This is a genomic window from Bradyrhizobium sp. S3.12.5 (assembly GCF_040548225.1).
Classification (GTDB): domain Bacteria; phylum Pseudomonadota; class Alphaproteobacteria; order Rhizobiales; family Xanthobacteraceae; genus Bradyrhizobium; species Bradyrhizobium cytisi.
On record NZ_JBEPRF010000023.1, the window covers coordinates 112,293 to 131,314 of the forward strand.

Sequence of the window (19,022 nt, forward strand, 5' to 3'; positions counted from 1 at the left end):
GGAGAGCTTAAGCGTGTCGGGCTGCACGGGCAGCGAATGGTACGAAGAGGACGGCTACTAGCCCCGTTCGAGTAGCTGCCGGCGAATCGCCCGTTCGGACACTGAGCGCCGCTCGCGCAGGAGTTCGGTGACACGCGGGAGATGACGATTCTCGACGACAATCTGGCGAAACTCGCGCTCGCAACTCCACCAGTTCTAGTGGAAAAATCGCCTGAGTCTTAACCAGAGTTCGACCGGAGTATGGAAATTGCAGTAAATCTGCATCGCAAGCTTGGCTGCTGCAGCCCGGTGCCAGCACGAACCTGGAGAGGTCATGAACTTCGCAGCAACTTTCACCGGCGTCGCGCATGAGCCTACCCTGCAATGTCCGCATTGCAGGAATGAGATCAGGCTGACGGAGTCGCTCGCAGCTCCCCTGCTTGAAGAAACGCGCCAGCGGTTCCAGGAGCAGCTGGCGAGCAAAGATGCGGAGGTCGCTCGCAGGGTCGAAGCACTGTGCGAGGAACGCGAGCAGCTCGCGAGGGCGCGCGAGGACTTAGAGGGCCAGGTAGCGAAACGGCTTTCCGCGGAGCGAAACGTGCTCGTCGCGGCGGAAGCTAAGAAGGCTCGCGAGGCGGCCGCTGCGGAATTGCACGCTAAGGAAGCGGAAGCCAGCGAACTTCGCCAAAGCCTACTGGCAAACAATGCTAAACTCGCCGAGGCGCAACAGGCCCAAGCTGAGTTGATGCGAAAGCAACGTGCGCTCGACGAAGAAAAGCGCGAACTCGATCTTACGATCGAGAAGCGCGTTCAGGCCTCGATCTCGCACATCCAAGCCAAGGCCCGTCTGGACGCTGATGAGGCCGCCAGGTTGCGTGTCTTGGAAAAGGATCAGACGATCGAATCCATGGCGCGGACTATCGAGGAACTGAAACGCAAGGCCGAGCAGGGTTCTCAACAATCCCAAGGCGAGGTGCTCGAGCTCGAACTTGAGGCGTTGTTGCGCGGACGTTTCCCGACTGATCTTATCGAACCTGTTGGCAAGGGTGAGCTCGGGGCCGATGTCGTCCAACAGGTCAACGGTTCGGTCGGCCAACCCGCCGGCACAATACTGTGGGAATCCAAACGCACGAAAGCATGGAGCGACGGCTGGCTGGGGAAGCTGCGAGACGACCAGCGACGCTGTGCGGCTGATGTTGCTCTAATCATCTCCCAGGCGCTTCCAAGACATATCGAACACTTTGACTTGGTTGATGGAGTCTGGGTGGCGCATCCGCGCTACGCCCTGCCCGTAGCTGTCGCCCTTCGTCAGACCCTCATCGAGGTCAGCGGGTCACGAATGGCACAGCAGGGGCAGCAGACCAAGATGGAGCAGGTTTATCAATATCTGACCGGCATCAAATTCCGGCAGCGGGTGGAAGCTGTTGTCGAGAAGTTCAATGACATGCGAGAAGACCTGGACAGGGAACGCAAGTTCATGGGCCGCCAGTGGGCCAAGCGCGAGACCCAGATCCTTTCTGTAGTCGAATCTACAGTAGGGATGGTTGGTGACCTACAGGCCATCGCCGGCAAGTCGATGCCGGAGATCCCGAGCCTCGATATGCCGCTATTGGAGGGGTCGGCCGAAGCAGAGCGCCAGGCTAGCTGATCATTGAGCGCCGCAAACATGAGTGAGCGGGTCGGCTTCTGAGCCATTGGTCTATTCAGACTTCCGCTTGCAGTTGCACGCCTCGCTGCTAATCTATTTCCGGGGCGTCGAGCAAACATCACTCCGGCACGGTACCGGAGCCGCGCCCCATATTGCTGGGGGTATCAATTTGAATTTCGAAATCGGTTCTATTTGGAGAAGATGGGATCCTCACATTCACACCCCGGGCAGCATTCTGGCTGCAATTTTGTCGGAGGTTGGGCCCCCTACCTAGCAGCGCTTGAGACACAGCGCGACGTTCATGTGCTCGGAATAACCGACTGCATGAGCATCGCCAACTATCGTCGCATGCGCAAATTCAAGCTAGAGGGGCGGCTTGCAAACATCAGCATGATGTTTCCAAATGTTGAGTTTCGGATTACTCCGAAGACGCGCGACGGCAGGGCAATCAACATACATCTGTTGATATCGCCCGACGATCCAAACCATGAAAACGAAAATTGACAATGCTCTGGGGCGGCTCTCGATTGAGTACAACGACCGGACCTATTCGTGCCAACATGCTCAGCTGATTGCCCTCGGGAAAACAGTCAAACCGGAAATATCCAGCGATGCGGCAGCACTCCGAGAAGGAGTTAACCAATTCAAGGTTGAGTTCGAAGGATTCAGAGCGTGGTACAAAGATGAAGGTTGGCTGCGGCGAAATGCGATAGTTGCAATAGCAGATGGTAGCAACGACGGCGCGAGCGGCATTCAGCACGACAACGGATTCAAAGCATTTAGGGAGGAACTTTACCGGTTCTCCGACGTAATTCTCTCCGGCAATCCTGCCAACAGAGATTACTGGCTCGGAAAGACCTACGAAGGGCAAGCTGTCGGCGTTTATGGCAGTCCCAAGCCGTGCATCCATGGATCGGACGCTCACGCCTTAGACAAACTGTTCAAGCCGGACAAGAATCGATTTTGCTGGATAAAGGCCGACCTCACATTTGAAGGGCTCCGCCAAGTCATCTTCGAGCCTGAAGACCGCGTGTGGATCGGAGAAGAACCGCCCACCCTACATGACAAGTCTCGCACCCTTGCGGCAGTAAAGCTTTCCGGCACTGACTGGTTCGGTACGGTAAGTTATCCCTTCAATCCTGGACTGGTTGCCGTGATTGGGCAAAAGGGCATGGGAAAGTCCGCGATCAATGATCTCATTGCGTACGCGGCCGGTAGTTGGCAAGACGGAGATAGAGACTCCTTTATCGATCGGGCCCGTCAACACATCAAGGGGATGTCAATTGGGCTTGTCTGGGGAGATGGACGCGAGGCCATAGTCAATGTCTCGGCCAAAGGCGCAGCATCCGACAAAAACGAGGTGCGATATCTCTCTCAAAAATTCGTTGAGCGATTGTGTGCTGATCATGCAGCGAGTGGAGAGCTTACCAGGGAGATTGAAGCTGTTATTTTTTCCTACCTGAGTCCTACCGAGACCTTGAATGCATCGAATTTTCATGACTTGCGAGAAAAGCGCACAGCCGGAATTGTTGCTGAACAGCGAAGGCTGCAGGAAGAGTTGCGCCGTCTCCACCGCCAGATCAGTGACCTTTACAGTCGGCGACTGAGTATTCCAGAGCGTCAAGCCAAGGAAGCTTCCCTGCTGAAGGAGCGCGAAGGAGTAGTGTTGCAAATTCCTCCTACCGCCTCCGACGAGGAGGCGAGAATCGCAACTGAACTGCAGACTGAACGAGATGCCTCGGCCACGCTTATCGACCTGGTTGGGACCGAGCGAGAGAAAGTTGTGAGACTCGATCAGCTACAAGGAAAGATCACAGCATTCCAGAGCGACATGGATCGGTTCTGGAACAGGATAACTCCAGAACTTAAAGCTCTAGGCATACCCGAAGATCAGTGGAGTGCTTTCAAGCCTTGTTTTTCAAGTGACACCACCGGGCCCATCAGTCGGCGAAATGCCGAATTGCTGGCAGAGATTGGCCGACTGGAAGGTGATCCAGTTAATCCGATAGCCGGAACGCTCTATTTCCACCAAGCGCGAGTGGAGCAACTTAGCGCGCTTACAACCGCTGATGAGGCAAAACGCAAACGCATCATCGAGTTGCAGAACCGAATAGCGGCATTGGATAGCGACTTACGCCGCGTGCGAAACGAAATCGATACGATTGAAGGAGCAGAGAGCGAACAATTGGCATCGCTCCGATCGCAACGACGATCAACTTACTACTCTTATTTCGATACTTTGGAAAAAGAGCGGGCAATTCTTGCTCAGCTCTACCAGCCGCTTCAGGAGCACTTGAGCTTGGGAGAGCAGCAGGAGAGACATCTAGACTTCGCAATACGGCTAAGTGTCGATCTAGATGGCTGGATCGAGAAGGGAGCTCGGCTCTTCAATCAGAGAAAAAGATTGCCCTATCCCGCCCTGGACGACATGATCGCAGCTGCTTCCGAGCATTTGGTGCCGGCCTGGAGATCGGGCAGCCATTCTGATCTAGAGGATGGATTGAACAAATTTCTCGCGCCGTATGGTGAAGCTGGTGCCACGGTGGGCGACTACCTTAAGCCGAGTCAAACCGTCGTTGAATTTTTCGATTGGCTCTACTCCACGGATCACATCAGCCTCACGTACGGATTAAGCTATAATGGCACGCCCCTAGAGAATCTCTCGCCGGGCACGAAGGGTATCGTTCTGCTTATCTTGTACCTTGCTATGGACCAGAAGAACACCCGACCGCTTCTGATCGATCAGCCGGAAGAAAACCTCGACAACGAATCCATCTACAGCCTCTTGGCAAGCTATTTTCGAAGAGCCAAGCTCCGGCGTCAAATCCTTCTCATCACGCACAACCCGAATCTAGTCGTCAATACGGACGCCGAGCAAGTAATCGTCGCCCAATGCGTAAAAGAGAACGGCGGTTTACCTTCATTCTCGTACGCCGCGGGCGCATTGGAAGATTGCGCAGATGCGCAAAGTACAAGACAGCAGGTGTGTCGGATACTTGAGGGTGGCGCAGCAGCGTTCCAAAAGAGGGAAAGGCGATATTCGCTGGACAGCTAATCTATGGAAGACCGTGAACAAAATCAGGAGCGACAGCGATCCAAAACACGAGCTTGGCGCAGCACGATTGGAAACCTTCGTTTTAGGTGTGTTCAGTACACCGGAAATTGATACCGACCATCATAGTGCCGCGGCTTGCGGCCAAACACACCCGAGGCAAGTGCCGACGATGCGTGCAACATAGCTCTCGATCGCAAAAATCGAGGGGGCTCGCGAATGCGGAGCTCACGATGTATGTTAGCTTGCTGAAGAGAGGACTTTCCGGCCGTATCGGCACCTCATCGGCAGATGGGGCCAATCCGTTGTGGTTGTTTCGGGTGGGAAGCTTGTACCGGTGCCACCGCCAGCCTGGTTGCCGTGGTGGCGTCAACACAGATGTCAAGGCCACTTCGTCAGCAAGAAGTCAGGACGTCGCGCCAACCGCCCAGCCTCCACGCAACGTCCTCTCCAATCTCGGTCTGCGCGTCATAGATTCCGACTCGAAGCACCGGAAGCGCTTCTTGAGCTCTAGGGCGCCGCTTTTTGACCGTCTCGCGTTGCAAATTCGGCCTTGAGTCGGCCATCGATTTCAAGTGCGTAACCTGAATCTGGCAGTTCACGGCCGATAGTGACCATCTTTTCGCTTTGGCAACAGTAGGAAGACCAGGTCGAGGACTTGGCCCGAGTCGGGCAAATCGCGCCAGTTCGCGCCTAGGCTGACTCGCCTTTTCAACCTTGAAATTCACGATTTGCTGCATGAAGGCGCGATCAAGACTTTGCACTGTCGACCGCAGCCAAGGGCACTCGCTGTCGGCACTTCGCGCAGTCGAAGCGGGGACCCATTGGGGCGATGACGCACCTGTTGTGTCGGCGACAATTGCAGCCGGCACGCTTGCGCGCATCAATCCGCACCGTCGCTTGAATTTCCGCTTCGAGATATGCGCCGCTGGAACGCTCCGCCACGGTCTCGCTAAAGTATGCCCAAGGAGCGACGCTCGCCACGAGAAACAAACCACGTACGAGAGGTGTCAATGCACCGCCTCCCGCCGTGTCCGACCCTGCGATGCCACTACATCCCGATCATCATGACGGTGCTTGAGGTGGCGGCAGCACCTCAGATTTGACTGCCGTCACTCATTTCCCAGAGAGCTTGAATCGCACGTAGCGTCACATTGTACGATATCGGTCGGGTAGAGTTACGCCTCCCGTCGCGCAGTTGTGACGACATTTTCGCCGACGTGTCGACTTGTGGACACAATAGCGCCAATGGCATGAGTGATGCTTCTTGGAACAACGAGACGTTAGATCACCCCACCCATGCATGTGCACTCGGCAGCCGCCCGACCCTGCTGGTCGGCGGCGGTAACGGGGGAGAACCGTGGTGCTGTCTTCGTCTGTCGCGGCCGAGTTTGCGAGCGTGCAGTAGCGACGACCAGCGGCACATCGGGAATGATGCATGAGCGATCCGGCATGAGGGATTCAAATCGACCTCCCCTCAAGATCTCTTTCTTCCAAACAGTGGAGCGCGGAAAGTGGACAATATAGAAGCGATGGCTCGACAGGAACTGCGTTCTGCAATCACTGGCGGCAGGGTTTTGGAAATAACTACGACAACGGGCTGTGTCGTCGGATGTTCTTATTGCCCGCAGGACAAGTTTGCCGAACGCCAGAGAGAAATATCCGAAGTGAAGGATCTCTCTCTCCAAGATTTCAAGCGGTGCCTGGCGCGCGTACCAGCAGCTGTCGACATCAGCTTTTCCGGCTACTCCGAGCCTTGGCTCAATCCAGCTTGCACCGAAATGGTTGAGCACGCCCACGCATGTGGCCATGGCATTCGGATTTTAACAAGCCTGGTCGGAATGAACGGCCGGGATCTACGACGCTTGCTTGCGCTGCAGTTTCGCGTTTTCCTGGTGCACGTTTTTGATGACGGCACGCACATGGACGGTAGTCTCGTCAGGCGCAACTATGTCGATTTGGTGCGCCAACTTGTCGATTCCGACATTTCATCATTGCTCTTCATAGTCAGGGGCGAGGTTCATCCAGAACTTGTCGACATCATTCCTGAGGAAGTGCTGGTCCGCTCGCGTCCGCCGCGCAGCAGGGCTGGCAGCGGCGAGCTCAAGGTGGTTGGAGCACGACAGCCACTCGTCGGAGCACTGGCGTGTCCTGACGAACGGCAATATCGCAATGTTCTTCTCCCAAACGGCGACGTTACTTTCTGCTGCATGGACTTCGAGCGACGACATGTTTTGGGCAACCTCCTCCGCGACACGTACAAGGATCTCTTGGAAGGGGCGAGTTTTTGCGAGATTTCCGATCGCATGAACGGAGCGGACGGCTTTCTGCTTTGTCGATCGTGTGAATTCGCCGAGCCAATAACGTCGCAATGCTGATGTTTGAGAGAAGCTGACCCTGCCCGATCGAAGCGAATCGCAAGCTTTGGCGAGGACGGCCAGCTCATCATCAGCCGCGGGGACGACCCTGCCATGAAGGGAGGGTCGCCATGGCCTGGAGCATTTTGTTGGTCGCGGGCCTGCTGGAGGTCGGCTGGGCAATCGGCCTCAAATACACCGAGGGCTTGAGCAAGCTCTTTCCGTCCGTGCTCACGCTCGCGGCAATGGCCGGCAGCGTGATCCTGCTCGGCATTGCCCTGAAGACGCTGCCCATTGGAACTGCCTATGCGGTCTGGACCGGCATTGGTGCGGTCGGGACCGCAGCGCTCGGCATTATCCTCTTCGGGAGCCAGCCGCCGCGTTTCGCCTTGCCAGCATCGGACTGATTGTCGCCGGCATTGTCGGGCTGAAGCTCGTGTCCTGACGAGGACATGGAAAGCATTGACGCCCACCAGGTCAGCGCCGCAACGATCGCCGAGACCGGCACCGTAATTGTCCAGGCATAGACAATTGAGCTGGCCGCGTTCCAGCGCACCGCCGAGGGACGCGGCGCGCCTGCGTCGGAGCAGCCGTGGCTTGGAAGGCAATCGCGGCCGATATCGCCAACAGCAGCGAAGTCCGAGAAGGGACCTATGCAGCCTTCCGGCGGCAAAGGCCGCAAGTCGACTACCATCGTTTTGATGGCACCCTCGGAGCCGGCGTTGAGCAAACGCTCACACCTGCTTGGTCCGTCAGATTTGAGTGCGAGTATATGCGTTTTGGCTGAACAGCCATCTGGCGGCCTCTGGGAATCAAGCTGCGAGCTCTGGGAACGTCAAGGCCCCTGAAGTTAGAGTCGAATAAGGTGGAGGTAGGCTGCATCCCAAGCGACATGCGTGTTGCCTAGCTTGCCCAGTGGTGCCTTGAACACCCCTGGGCTTCCGTCTTTCCGCTCAACCTCTACCCGGCGGGGTCTGATTGTTGTTTCCGTGCCACGGCCTTGGCAGGCCCTGGTGAACCCCGTCGTTCTTCTGAGGCGAATGAGGCCCTCTCTCGAACTCAAAAGGCGGCGTATTGGCATGACCGCGAGTCCATGGTTCCCACGTTCACGAGAGTTTGAGACCATCTTACTCCTTTGAGCATGGCGGGAGGAAGTGGCGCCAAACCGGACGCTAAAGTGAACATGGATCAACTTGCGCCCGGCAAGCCTGCCATCTCCGGAAAGACGGCGCCGCCTCGCCGCTGCTTGGTCGACGTGTCCTGCCGTGATTTCCCTTGCTTGGCTGTTAGCGAACGGTTCCATGATCCGCCAACGCAGCGCACCGCGCGTGCTGCAACCGAACACGAAAGCTCAGAATTACGGATCTCCTGCGCACTAAGGCGAAGGTCCCGAGCTTGACGCGGCCGGGACTGCGACCGGGCGTGCATAGCGGCTCCGCGTCGGCGATAAACATTAAAGGGAGGACAAAGGAACTACGCCGCGACTTTCGACGCAGTTTTTGACCTCTCTGCAGGGACTGTCCTCAAAGCGCCCTGAACACTCACGCGCGGTCGGCAGCTCCCCTCAAATCCGCTTCCGAACTGATCCCGGCATGACGATCCTTCGCTGGCTCATTCAGGAGCCCGGTGAGCCTGAGGCCTTCAAGGACTCCTTCGAGCCGCTGTTCGCGAATGATTGCGGCGAGCAGCGAAACGGCCTCCTCCCGATGGACGGTGAAGCAGACGTCAGGCGCTTGCTGAACCAAGAAGTCCAGCAAGGTCGGAAGGTCAGCAACGTGGTGGCGTAAGGTCGAGACCGCATCATTGGCGAGATAGGTCGCCAAATCCGCATTCGCCGGCGGATCAAAGTCCAAGTCGACCTCGGCGCGCTTCTCGATCGCCTGTCGTATCAACTCGCCTTGCCGTCTTGCATTCATCGAGAGCATGAACACCGCATCCGCGAGCTTCTCGCGGGGCAAGCTTCTCAGTTCGGCTATGCAGGCCTGGATGTCGTCAACCGAACTCTCACGGCCTGCCTCTGCTCGCCGCGCGTTAGCGGCTGCCCTGCTCTTTTGTACTCGAATCATCGTAATGCTCTCCGGCCGACGATTTATCCCCGCGATACAGCCGAATGAAAGTGCAAAATTGTGTGCTGCATGCGCGCAGCCCGCCTGCCTTCCAAGGAGAACGAAACCGATCAGGTATGGGAAAACCAGGATCATCCGTCGACCAGATCCGAGATGGAACACCTAATCTCACGAATGCGTTGCGCCCTTGTTTCGGATCCGCTCGCTTTGGCTATCTTCGGGAAGATAATGGGGAAGCTGGGAAGCTGCGGTTGTCCACCATGCAAGGGCCTGCCCGGGGGCCCCGATTGAATGTGCCCGGGTGAAATCTCGAGTCCCGCGCATCTCGTTGCATCGCAAGAACGCCGCATCCTGCCAAAGTCAGGCCCTCCCCTGAAGCTTCAACCAAACTTGAATAGCACACCGTAACCACCCCGTGGGTAGCTCCACTTGATGTCACCGCTTTCTTCGCAAATCACCCGGCAGGTGCCGCACTCGAGACACCCGTCGACTGTAACCTCAACATGACCTTTATCGTTGAGCTCGTAGCACCGTGCTGGGCAAGCCTTCAGCATCGATAGCAGCCGCGACGATGGCTTGGTGTGCGGCCGCACCTTGATATGGGCGCGGCCGGAATCAACAAGATAACGGTTGTAGAAGAGTTTGTCGTCGACACGTTGGGATGGCTCGCTCGGCATTGATTCTGGCTCCGTCTATCGTCGTTATCTTTGCTTCGTGATCAGCGCCAGGCCCGGGCAATGCGGACGGCATCGCTGAACAGTCCACTCCACGATCGCGCCTTGATGAACGAGTTCAGCATCAGCTTCTCTTTCTCGAGCTTTGGTGTGCCGTCGACGCGCACGTAATCCTGCATCGCCTTGGAGAAGAGCTGCGGATATGTGAGAAAGAAGTTCTGCGAGTGGGCATGCAACACTGCCGGCATATCCTTGTACTTCTTCAGGTCCTTGATTACGAAGGAGTCATTCAGCATTTTTTTGTAAAGCGAAAGATTTTTCGCCGTCATCGGATCATTTCGCGATTTGATAAGACAGATCGCTTCCGCCGCGATACGGCCCGACGTCATCGCAAGATTGGACCCCTCGCGATGGATCGCGTTGTTGAGCTGGGCGGCGTCCCCGACGACCACCCAGCCCTCACCACAAAGCTGCGGGATGGCCTTGTACCCACCTTCGGGGATCAAGTGCGCGGAATATTCCTTCACTTCCGAACCCTCGATGAGCGGCGCGACGGAGGGGTGACGCTTGAAGCCCTCGAGCAGGCCGTATGGCGTCTCGCCGGTACGCTGGAAGTCGGCAACAAGACAGCCAATACCGAGCGAGATGCATTCCTTGTTGGAATAGATGAAGCCCATGCCGGTCATTCCGCGGGAGATGGTTCCGACGGCTTCGATGACGAGCCCCTCGTCGCCTTTGAGGTTGAAGCGAGCATCGATTGTCTCGCGCGACAGGAAATGCATCTCCTTGACCGCGAGTGCGACCTTGTCCGATTTCGGCAGCTCTCTTATCCCCGCACCCGTCCCGAGCACTCCGTTCACGCCCTCGGCAAGCACGACGACATCTGCAAGGATTTCACCGCCATCGCGGTCTGTGCGCACCCCGACGACCCTCCCATGGGAATCCTGGAGGAGTTCGGTCACCGTGGTCTCGCATAGCACCGTGGCGCCGGCCTCGCGGACCTTCTGCGAGAACCATTTATCGAACTGAGCGCGGATGATGGTGTAGCGGTTCGGCTTCTCCTCATTGAAATCATCGGAGCGATAGTGAAGCCCCGTGTGCGACCGCTCGTCCATGATCCAGAAGCGCTGCTCGACCAGATGCCGCTCAAGCGGAGCATCTTCGCGGAAATCGGGGATCAGTTTCTCCAGCATATCGGCATAGAGGATGGCCCCTTGCACGTTCTTCGACCCCGAATACTCGCCGCGCTCCAGCTGCAGCACTTTCAGGCCACGCTCGGCCATGGTAAGCGCCGTCGCATTCCCGCCCATGCCAGCACCGACGACGATCGCGTCGAATTTTTCCTCGATCATAACAAGCTCTCCTAGCCGGCGATGCGGTCGTGCGAGTGCGGCGACAGCCGCGCGCGGAATGCAGAGGTCAATGCCGGCAACAGTCGAATGGCGTCGGTGACGATACCGATATGGGCGAAGTCGAAGATCGGAGCGTTCTTGTCGGTATTGATGGCAACGATGAGGTCGCCACCCTCCACTCCGACGCGATGCTGGATCGCCCCGGAAATACCGGCCGCGATATAAAGCTTTGGCCTAATGGTTTTCCCGGTCTGGCCGATTTGCCGGTCCGAGGTTGCCCAGCCCTTCTGGACCAGCGGCCGCGAGCAGCCATATTCGGCGCCAAGCACGTCTGCGAGCTGGTGCACCAGTTGGAAGTTCTCGGGCGATCCCAGACCAAGCCCTCCAGCGACGACCACGTCGGCATAGGCAAGGTTGGACTTTGTAGAATCGCGGTCCGGCAGGAACGACAGCACTTTTGTGACGATATCCTCTTCTACAAGCCCGAGCGGATGCGAGATCACGCGCCAGACGGTGCCCGTCACGCGCTCAGGCATCGGCATCACGCGCGGGCGGACGGTTGCCATCTGTGGACGAGAATTGAGTGTATAGATCGTGCACAACAGTGAGCCGCCAAACGTCGGCCGGGTCGCTGCAAGCGAGCCGTCGGCATCGACATCGAGCTCGGTGCAGTCGGCAGTTAGGCCGGTGAGCAGTGTGGTGGCCACTGAGCCGGCGAGATCCCGGCCGAGTGTAGTTGCCCCTAGGAGTAGGATTTCCGGCTTGTACGTATTGACCAGCTCTGACAGGGCCTTGGTATAGGACTCGTTGCGATAATCGGCCAAGAGAGGGTCCGCGACGATATAGGCGAGGTCGGCGCCGTAGCAGAACGATTCGGCGACTGCCTGCTGCGTTGTCTCCCCGATCGGGCCGATGACAACCGCGGCGAGGTCGACGTTGAGCTTGTCGGCGAGCCGGCGGCCGGCACCCATCAGCTCCCAGGAGACGGGGTGCACAAGACCGCGTTCCTGCTCGATGAAGACCCAGACGTGCTTATACGCCTTAAATCGTTCGGGCAGCTCCCTCTTGGTCGCCGCGCGACCACCACCCGCGGCCGGAGCTGCGCTTTTGGGTGCGGTGCTCATCATCTGTACTCCCATCCGTTGTTCAGTAGCGGCTCGCCAGCGGAGCGCTTCGCGCCCAGCTTTGAATTCGCGCTTGAAGATTGCTTCAGTTAAATGTTCGGCCGGGTGCCCGCCGCTATTGTGTCAGCACCGCCTGGCAGCAGCGCGGGGCCGAGACACCCGTTGCTGGACCTTTGTCGACGACCGGAAGCACGCGTTGCGGGTTCCTTCCGTATGCGGCATTCTGGGGCCATCATTTGGTGGCGGGCACTGGTAAGGCCCCCAACCGCGCCGGTCACGCGAGCCGATCGATTGGTCCTCCTCATCTTGGAGATGCAACCGAGCTGCAACAGATCGAGGACGTGCCCAAGGCTCGGTTGGTACGATTGTCGGCCGCATGCTTGCCGGTGAAAAACGCGATCCATGGCTCCGAATGCCCTCGCTTTCTTGCCGATTGCAGCGACACGCCTGCCACCCTTGGCGAGGGCACGAGGGCCGGTGGTCAAGCCGCCCGTCAACAGCGCCCCGCGGCCGTTGCTGGAAACAAGGGCTCCCCCCGCGAAACCTCGGCCATGGATCGGCCAACGGGGGTGCGCGGATCAAGCGCAGCTTTCAGCTCAGCCAGGTATGCGACCATCGCTTTGGCGTCGCGACGCATTATGGTGCCGATAGGCAGCGCGCGCGAACCTGCGCGGCGTCAAAAACAAAATCGATGCGGACCAAGGCGTGCATGCGCTCCTCCAGGCTAGCTGAGCATCTGTCAGCAATTGTCGTACCAATTGCGCAGGCGATTGAAAATTGATCGCCAATGCAGAATCTTACTGAAGGAAATCGGATTGGCGGCCTCTCACGAGGATCGAAACATTCGATACCGTGCTGACCCGTGTCCGGAATGCGACAAAAGAGACTCATCCGAATGTTGGTGCGCTTTCCTCGCCACATGTGCGCTCCCCGTTGCCGGCGTACCATTGCAGGAGGTCGGTGCACCATGCGCACCAGCTTGAAAGCATGGACATACCAGGGTTGAGTCGTGATTGGCTCTTAAGGAGCCGAGTGTTGAAGCTGCGGATCCGCGAGGCCGCAACTGCAATTTCCGTTTCGAATTCGAAAGCATGGGTAACTGTCAAGCTCTGCGAACCTTCACGATCCAGAGCGCGACATCTAAACTCAATTCACTCCAAGGAACCGAGCTGGACCAGTGCTGGACGCTTGTTCGGTTGTGATGCGGCCGCATCCTTCAGGACCTTGAACACGCGTTGTTCGATCGGGGAGGACGTGACGAAGTCGGCATAGGCGCGCTCAAGCGTGGCTTTGCAGCGCAACGCGATGTCGGGATCGGACGCACCGCTCAACGTCTCGCTCGCGAGGTATTGACCCATGCGACGGAGAATGTGCAGCCTCGCCACGTCAACGATTTTCGCCTCATACTGGACGCCGAGCAGCTCAAAAAACTCCTCTGCCGCCGAGGCCTTGTTCAATCGCGCAAGGATTCCGTCCGTCGTCATTGTCAACCTCCATCTAGCTCCGCGCCCAGAACCATCTAGGCTCGAAGTGCTCTACCTGATCGCGCGACGCGCATGGCCGACCAACCGATCACGCACCATTGACGGGCGAGCGATCGTGAACGTCGCGCCAGATCGCAACCACGGTTTCCTTGGCAACGGGGCCTTTGTGGTCAAGCGCATGCTTGCGGACGCGCGCGAGAAACTCGGTGGCGGCCGTTTGGCCGCGCTGGAGCGGGTGAAGCGCGTAGCCGCCGGTTTGTCCAATCACAGCTCCGCGTTCGTAAACAAGTTCAGCGGGCGCGATCGACAGGCGCATGTTGGCTCGCGCGTCAACAAAGAACATTTTGGGCGGTGAATGTGACCGTGGCCCCCGCTAAACATCAACCCGCGACCATCAGGCGCAGCCGCGTCGGCCTTTAAGCGGGGCCGCGCGCAATCGTTTGCCCCCGGTGTCCTTTCAAACCCTCAGTGTTCTCACGTGAGAGCTGGCCGAAACTCGCCGGTATACCGGGAATGGCGCCGAGGGTGCATCATTATGAGCTCAGTCTTGAGAACTTGGGATGGCTTGGACGGAGTCATCAAGACGACGCAGATGATCCCGCCGGCGTCCGGCCATCCGGCTCTCCCCGCTCTCCTCGCCAAAGCAAAGATCAAAATCATTGCATTCCGTACAGACCGGCGTGGTACACATCACCAAGCCGTCATCTTCGCATAGCATGCGATAAAAGAACCGCTTCCAGCGCATGTTTTTGGTGTTGCGAGCCGCCAACGGCCCGAAATGGCGCGCCAGGAGGCGGGACAATTCGTCCCGCGTCCGCAGACCGAGATCTTCCCACAAGTGATCAGGCTCCATGGCGCGCCGCGCGATCATCGCTGCCAGCCAGCCGCCGACTTCGCCATGGGTAGAACGTTGCGCAAGCAGGAGGTCGCGCACCATAATCCACTCGTCAGGAACCGGTAATGCGGACTGTTCGCGCCAGGTCCAGCTCCTGACCGGGGTGGATGGGAAGTATTGCACCAAAAGCCCATTGAGCTCCTGGTTGGTCAAGCCAGCCCGTTCGGGAAGTTGGCCGCCATCCATAGCGGCTGCCGCGAGAACGCAAGCGAGAACATGGCGATCGAAACCGTCATTGTCGCCGATGTCGACTTCTGTTGGATGGAAGTCCGTCAGAAGACGGTAGAGCTCACTCGCATCGTGCTGTTCGGCGACCTGAGCTGCCGATACAAGAGGCGACATCGTATCACCCACTCTTCTTTGCGCGCCAATTATGAAGGTCCGCCCGCTTCTGAGTGGACGATGTCGGCCTTCCCGGTCGAGAAGGCCGACAACATGAGCTATGCCGAAGCGGCCGCGAGCTCGGCGGCAGTCTTGCCGACCAGGCTCTCGTCGACCGGCTTGATGATGCCGTGCTCCATGAGCATATCCTCGAGCTCGTCCATGCTGATTGGCGTCGGGATAGCGCCTTGTCCGGCATTATTGTGGATCTTAGTCGCAAGATTGCGATAGTGATCCGCCTGCTTGGACTCCGGCGCGTATTCCAGCACCGTCATTCGGCGCAGCTCCGCGTGTTGCACCACATTGTCTCGCGGCACAAAGTAGATCAGCCGGCTTCCGAGCTTCTTGGCAAGCGCATCTGCAAGCTCCAGCTCCTTGTCGGTCTGCCGCTCGTTGCAGATCAGGCCGCCAAGGCGCACGCCGCCGGAATTGGCATACTTCAGAATGCCCTTGGAGATGTTGTTGGCGGCATACATCGCCATCATCTCACCGGACATCACGATGTAGATTTCCTGTGCCTTATTCTCGCGGATAGGCATCGCGAAGCCACCGCAAACGACGTCGCCGAGCACGTCGTAAGAGACGTAGTCGATGTCCTCATAGGCGCCATTCTCCTCCAAAAAGTTGATGGAAGTGATGACGCCTCTTCCGGCGCATCCGACCCCCGGCTCCGGACCGCCGGACTCGACGCATCGAATGTCCTTGTAGCCGAGCTTGATGACGTCCTCGATTTCGAGGTCCTCGACGCTGCCGGCATTAGCCGCCAGGCTGAGAATGGTGTCCTGCGCCTTGGCGTGCAGGATGAGGCGGGTGGAATCCGCTTTGGGATCACAGCCGACGATCAGAATCCTTTGGCCCAGCTCGGCAAGAGCCGCGAGCGTATTTTGTGACGTTGTCGATTTGCCGATGCCACCCTTGCCGTAAAACGCGATTTGTCTCAGTGAAGACATGTTGCTCTCCATCATCCGATTGCCAATTCTTCGCGCCGAACGCGCGAGGCCGTTTCTTTCTGAGAAACGTGTGCACACGAGTTTCGGGAAGGAGGCCATCGTTCGCCATCGGCGTCGGCGTGCCCTCAGCCCTTGCTCGTTGTTGCTGCATCGAGTTAGCAACTGGCGTGCCATTTCGTTCGCACGCGCATTAAGCGTCTGATCAAGTTAGACAAATAGCGCCGGCGATGCTGTGGCGCACCCGACAGCCTCAAGAGCTCTGACAGAAACCGGACAAAGCGGTTTCCTCGACAAATGTCGGGCGAATAGCGCGAAACGGGACAGCCTGGCCTTAGCCCGAGAGACCACACGGTACAGATCGCTTTCGAGGATCAAAACCATCGTCGAAGGCGAATGTTTGATGATCGGCGCGCTTGGTACTTGGCGTCTGATCGGGTGGCATATCGCTTGCTTTGCTTGTGCAGAACGCCGTTTCCGCGTGACGACTTGTGAGGACAATATGCTTGGAATCGGAAGTAAGTTGCCGCCGTTCGACATCACAGGCGTGAAGCCCGGCTTTCACCTGCAAGAGGAAAACGGGAACAATGCGTTCGAGACGCTGACGGAGCAGAGTTTCCCCGGCAAATGGAAGATCATCTTCTTTTACCCTAAGGACTTCACCTTTGTCTGCCCAACGGAAATCGCTGAGTTTGCCCGGCTGTCCAAGGATTTCGCCGATCGCGATGCAATCGTGCTTGGTGGCTCAACCGATAACGAGTTCTGCAAGCTCGCCTGGCGGCGTGAGCACAAGGACTTGCACCGTCTAGGGATCTGGCAGTTTTCCGACACAAAGGGCGCGCTGGTCGATGGCCTTGGAGTACGTTCGCGTGACGGCATCGCTCATCGCTACACCTTCATCATCGATCCTGAGAACACGATCCAGCATGTCTATGCGACAAGCCTCAATGTCGGCCGCAACCCGACGGACACGCTCCGCGTCCTGGATGCGATACAGACTGATGAGCTCTGCCCTTGCAACCGCGAAATCGGCGGCGACACGCTTAAAATCGCCTGAGGCCACCATGTAATTGAAAGAGCAGCTCCCGCATTCGAAGGAGGTCGGAATCAATCGTTGTCGACCACCCCAGATGAGACGCTCTTACCGCAAGTACGCGCTATTGATAGCGAGTACGAGCGCGACCCGCGATTCGACTATCATAGTGGCCACTGCCGCGGGGGCCAAGATGTTCGCATGGCAGGCACGGTAGCGAAATCGACCAGCTCCATGGTGACGATGAACTATTTTCAGCAGCGCCTTGCTCACCTCACATGAAATCCGAATACAAGAGCATGCCGGCGCGGCTCCGCATGAACATACAAATGCTTGTACGCTTCTGCGCCCCTTAAAGGCGCATCTCCTGCCGGAGTTCCTTTATCCTTTTGCCGGAAGCCGGACCGCGGCTATTCGCCTTTTCTGCGGCTTACTCGACTTCAGCGTCAGGGTGATCTGCGTCAGCCGCAGGCCCGCTCCCACGATATGCGGTAAGCCGTCGATGCTGGGCCTGCGGGCGGTGCCAAGCGCCTGTTGGAGCCACTCTGAGGTTCCGGTCACGCGTCTCCAGAAAGCTGGGCGCCAGCGGGACCCAGCTCAGCGCCGAATGATTCTGCCGACCGAGCTCATGATCCGCCGGCACGCTCGCGGACCGTATTTCCGGGTCGAGTAAATACTGACAGATGCAATCCGCACAATGGGCGGACGAGTGGGCATCATCAGCGCTGATTGAAACCATGACAATCGACGAGGTTTAGGCCAACTGAGCCGACCGATCGGAAAAGCGGTCAGCTCGCTGATGGCGAGCTGACCTACCGGGGACAGAGACCCGAAACATCGGCTGGCCAGCGGTCGTAAACCGGCCGGCCGGCTCGATCACGCCGGTCGATTTCCGAAATTTGAATCACATCTCAGCGCTGGTGACCCAAGCCAATCCCCAAGTTACGTGCTTTCTGTCTTAGAGAGCCCTCGGATCGCTTCATAAGCTTTGAGACCCGAGCTACAGGGGTGCGGGCCTTGGAGTGCGCTTTGAGCAGCTTGACGTCATCTTTACTATACTCTTTGCGCTTGGTGCTTTTGGCCACGTGAAGTTCTCCCATTTCGCTTTGCACATTTGCCTGGAGCGCCTTGTTTTTGGAAGACGCAACTGCTTCCCATTACCATATCGATGGTCATCGACAACTGTTCAAGCGGATTTTTCTGTTCGAGATAAGAACGGAACTACATGGGAATTTGTCCTGTACCGCCTGGATTTCGATCCACGCAACATCTGGACATGCACGTGACCCAGCTTCAACATGGAAGCAAACGATAGCAGAGGGACGCTGGAAGCATCTTCGAAAGGCACCTCGAAAAGCCCTTCTTGATTTGAATGCCGCGACCTCAGCTCACCAAGACTTTTCCAGTGTTGATCCGCGCACCGCTGGGTCGGCCGCGGCACTTATACTCGTCACTTGCACGGCTCCGCGGCGACGCACGGGGTTACCACGCGAAGAAGAAACGCCGTCTTCTAATTTATGAAGTCCTGCGGCTTCGAGCGCGTACCTATGAAGGCGACTCTTGCGATGCCTGAGCGTTACGCCTCGTCAGCCGATCGAACAGGGCTCGCCCGCTGCTAATTTGATCTACCGCAGGATCCTTGATTTCATGAGCCCAGTTGAGATATTTAGGCGACCTGCCGCCAGCGAACATTTCTGCGTGACCATTGCCGGCCCGTCTCATGGAGCGGACGAACGAGCGAGCGACCTGATCGCGATATTGCCAGGGCCGGGCGCTACAGCATGGCAAACAACCTGCGCGCCTTGCCGTCCTGTGTGAGCTTGGTACCGGCAGGCGATTGCTTGATCATGAGCTGCCAGAGCGCTTGGCCAGCACAATGCCTGTGGCGCGCTGCGGATCATTCGTGATCTGTGCACAGTGACCGCTAGAGCGTTCGCCCATCTGACTGAATCGTTGGGGATTCACAAATCAGCGTTTTGGTGATTCAAGCTACCCGCCGGGACGGGAGGCCGGCGGGCATGGCGAAGCCG

14 protein-coding genes and 2 pseudogenes are annotated in these 19,022 nt (G+C 57.8%); 6 read left to right on the top strand and 10 right to left on the bottom strand.

Translation table 11 applies throughout. The features are described 5' to 3' along the window. Positions 1-313 precede the first annotated feature (313 nt). The 5 genes and pseudogenes from ABIC09_RS29175 (at position 314) to sugE (ending at position 7,481) form a co-directional block, all read left to right on the top strand. A complete protein-coding gene (locus tag ABIC09_RS29175) occupies positions 314-1,627 on the top strand; it encodes a DUF2130 domain-containing protein (RefSeq protein ID WP_354111409.1) in 1,314 nt (437 codons plus the stop codon). 324 nt (positions 1,628-1,951) lie between these two features. Then, positions 1,952-2,131, top strand: a complete 180-nt coding sequence (locus tag ABIC09_RS29180; protein WP_354111410.1) for a hypothetical protein — start codon at positions 1,952-1,954, stop codon at positions 2,129-2,131. Then, positions 2,115-4,682 carry a TrlF family AAA-like ATPase gene (locus tag ABIC09_RS29185; RefSeq protein WP_354111411.1) on the top strand — a complete coding sequence of 856 codons (2,568 nt, stop codon included), beginning with the start codon at positions 2,115-2,117 and terminating at the stop codon, positions 4,680-4,682. The genes ABIC09_RS29180 and ABIC09_RS29185 overlap by 17 nt, the downstream gene beginning before the upstream one ends. A gap of 1,511 nt (positions 4,683-6,193) precedes the next feature. Beyond that, positions 6,194-7,057 carry a radical SAM/SPASM domain-containing protein gene (locus tag ABIC09_RS29190; protein WP_354111412.1) on the top strand — a complete coding sequence of 288 codons (864 nt, stop codon included), beginning with the start codon at positions 6,194-6,196 and terminating at the stop codon, positions 7,055-7,057. Between the two features lie 110 nt (positions 7,058-7,167). After that, a pseudogene (sugE, locus tag ABIC09_RS29195) lies at positions 7,168-7,481 on the top strand (quaternary ammonium compound efflux SMR transporter SugE). A gap of 21 nt (positions 7,482-7,502) precedes the next feature. On the opposite strand, the pseudogene ABIC09_RS29200 reads toward sugE, so the two are convergent. The 9 genes and pseudogenes from ABIC09_RS29200 to nifH all read right to left on the bottom strand — a co-directional run. Beyond that, positions 7,503-7,610, bottom strand: a pseudogene (locus ABIC09_RS29200) (inorganic phosphate transporter); the annotation flags it as partial. 967 nt (positions 7,611-8,577) lie between these two features. After that, a complete protein-coding gene (locus ABIC09_RS29205) occupies positions 8,578-9,237 on the bottom strand; it encodes a hypothetical protein (RefSeq protein WP_354111413.1) in 660 nt (219 codons plus the stop codon). Positions 9,238-9,482: 245 nt separating this feature from the next. Beyond that, the gene (locus ABIC09_RS29210) at positions 9,483-9,779 is read right to left on the bottom strand and encodes a ferredoxin family protein (protein WP_354111414.1); all 297 of its coding nucleotides are present in this window, start codon (positions 9,777-9,779) and stop codon (positions 9,483-9,485) included. A 41-nt stretch (positions 9,780-9,820) separates the two neighbouring features. Beyond that, entirely contained in the window at positions 9,821-11,128 is a 1,308-nt protein-coding gene (locus ABIC09_RS29215; protein WP_354111415.1) for an FAD-binding protein, read from the bottom strand. Between the two features lie 11 nt (positions 11,129-11,139). After that, positions 11,140-12,255, bottom strand: a complete 1,116-nt coding sequence (locus tag ABIC09_RS29220; RefSeq protein ID WP_502917712.1) for an electron transfer flavoprotein subunit alpha/FixB family protein — start codon at positions 12,253-12,255, stop codon at positions 11,140-11,142. Between the two features lie 1,148 nt (positions 12,256-13,403). Further along, a complete protein-coding gene (gene nifW, locus ABIC09_RS29225) occupies positions 13,404-13,736 on the bottom strand; it encodes a nitrogenase stabilizing/protective protein NifW (RefSeq protein ID WP_354111416.1) in 333 nt (110 codons plus the stop codon). A gap of 88 nt (positions 13,737-13,824) precedes the next feature. Continuing rightward, positions 13,825-14,052, bottom strand: a complete 228-nt coding sequence (locus ABIC09_RS29230; RefSeq protein WP_354111432.1) for a hypothetical protein — start codon at positions 14,050-14,052, stop codon at positions 13,825-13,827. A 225-nt stretch (positions 14,053-14,277) separates the two neighbouring features. Further along, complete coding sequence (locus tag ABIC09_RS29235) at positions 14,278-14,973, bottom strand: nitrogen fixation protein NifQ (protein WP_354111417.1); 696 nt, start codon at positions 14,971-14,973, stop codon at positions 14,278-14,280. A 98-nt stretch (positions 14,974-15,071) separates the two neighbouring features. Then, on the bottom strand, positions 15,072-15,962 hold the full coding sequence (nifH, locus tag ABIC09_RS29240) for a nitrogenase iron protein (protein WP_354111418.1): 891 nt from the start codon (positions 15,960-15,962) through the stop codon (positions 15,072-15,074). Positions 15,963-16,461: 499 nt separating this feature from the next. Here nifH and ABIC09_RS29245 point away from each other — a divergent pair, with 499 nt between their 5' ends. Then, the gene (locus ABIC09_RS29245) at positions 16,462-17,016 is read left to right on the top strand and encodes a peroxiredoxin (RefSeq protein ID WP_354111430.1); all 555 of its coding nucleotides are present in this window, start codon (positions 16,462-16,464) and stop codon (positions 17,014-17,016) included. Between the two features lie 887 nt (positions 17,017-17,903). Here ABIC09_RS29245 and ABIC09_RS29250 read toward each other — a convergent pair. Continuing rightward, positions 17,904-18,092 (bottom strand): hypothetical protein, encoded by a 189-nt coding sequence (locus tag ABIC09_RS29250; protein WP_035969187.1) that lies wholly within the window; start codon positions 18,090-18,092, stop codon positions 17,904-17,906. Positions 18,093-19,022 lie beyond the last annotated feature (930 nt).

Coding starts and splice junctions, on each gene's coding strand:
- ABIC09_RS29210 (WP_354111414.1), bottom strand. CDS start 9,779: ATGCCGAGCGAGCCATCCCAACGTGTCGACGACAAACTCTTCTACAAC.
- nifW (WP_354111416.1), bottom strand. CDS start 13,736: ATGACGACGGACGGAATCCTTGCGCGATTGAACAAGGCCTCGGCGGCA.
- ABIC09_RS29250 (WP_035969187.1), bottom strand. CDS start 18,092: ATGGGAGAACTTCACGTGGCCAAAAGCACCAAGCGCAAAGAGTATAGT.
- ABIC09_RS29175 (WP_354111409.1), top strand. CDS start 314: ATGAACTTCGCAGCAACTTTCACCGGCGTCGCGCATGAGCCTACCCTG.
- ABIC09_RS29185 (WP_354111411.1), top strand. CDS start 2,115: ATGAAAACGAAAATTGACAATGCTCTGGGGCGGCTCTCGATTGAGTAC.
- ABIC09_RS29180 (WP_354111410.1), top strand. CDS start 1,952: ATGAGCATCGCCAACTATCGTCGCATGCGCAAATTCAAGCTAGAGGGG.
- ABIC09_RS29215 (WP_354111415.1), bottom strand. CDS start 11,128: ATGATCGAGGAAAAATTCGACGCGATCGTCGTCGGTGCTGGCATGGGC.
- ABIC09_RS29235 (WP_354111417.1), bottom strand. CDS start 14,973: ATGTCGCCTCTTGTATCGGCAGCTCAGGTCGCCGAACAGCACGATGCG.
- ABIC09_RS29205 (WP_354111413.1), bottom strand. CDS start 9,237: ATGATCCTGGTTTTCCCATACCTGATCGGTTTCGTTCTCCTTGGAAGG.
- ABIC09_RS29245 (WP_354111430.1), top strand. CDS start 16,462: ATGCTTGGAATCGGAAGTAAGTTGCCGCCGTTCGACATCACAGGCGTG.
- nifH (WP_354111418.1), bottom strand. CDS start 15,962: ATGTCTTCACTGAGACAAATCGCGTTTTACGGCAAGGGTGGCATCGGC.
- ABIC09_RS29220 (WP_502917712.1), bottom strand. CDS start 12,255: ATGATGAGCACCGCACCCAAAAGCGCAGCTCCGGCCGCGGGTGGTGGT.
- ABIC09_RS29230 (WP_354111432.1), bottom strand. CDS start 14,052: ATGCGCCTGTCGATCGCGCCCGCTGAACTTGTTTACGAACGCGGAGCT.